Genomic DNA, 611 nt, shown 5'->3' with positions numbered 1-611 from the left:
CAGTTCGATATAGATGCCCCAGGCTACGGCCGTAAGATGTAGTAGCAAAAAACCGCGTCTCCAGGCCACCAGCAGACCGCCGAACAGCACGAAAAGGATGAAGCTCAGGTGCAACAGCAGTACGGCGTCGGCACCGATCCGATAGAGCATGGCGTCAGCCCGCCGCGCCGGTACGCTGCAGATGCTCGATCTGCCGGTCCTGCGTGCCCGCCAGCAGGCTGACCGACAGTAGCGCACCGAGCAGCGCCATGAGCATGTCGGACTGGGTATCCCAGGGATCGCCCTGGGTGCCGAGGAAGTCCACGGCGCCCTGTCCCGCCAGCAGCGCCACCCACCACTCGATCAGCTCATAGAAGGCGCTGAATGCCAGCGCGACGCAGACCGCGAGAAAGCCCAGCATCTTCCCCGGCACGACGAAGCGCAGGCGCAACAGGATTTCCCGGGCGAGCAGGGCCGGCGTCACGCCCTGGATAAAATGCCCGAGCTTGTCGTAAGGGTTGCGGCTGAGGTCGAACCATTCCTGCACCCAGAACCCCGGCGGTACCCTGGCATAGGTATAGGTGCCGCCGAGAATCAGGATCAGTGCGTGAATGGCGATCACGACGTAGAGC

At 63.3% G+C, this 611-nt stretch carries 2 protein-coding genes; both read right to left on the bottom strand.

The genetic code is table 11. From position 1 onward, the window contains the following. Window positions 1-150, bottom strand: a 150-nt coding sequence (locus tag ACU8YC_RS25625; RefSeq protein WP_446896054.1) for a DUF2784 family protein, incomplete at its 3' end; no start/stop codon positions are given. Between the two features lie 4 nt (window positions 151-154). Continuing rightward, the coding region (locus tag ACU8YC_RS25620) for a DUF2238 domain-containing protein (RefSeq protein ID WP_446896053.1) at window positions 155-611 on the bottom strand (457 nt) is incomplete at its 5' end.

Source organism: Citrobacter sp. VF227 (assembly GCF_052950715.1).
This window is presented reverse-complemented; position numbering and strand designations above follow the sequence as displayed.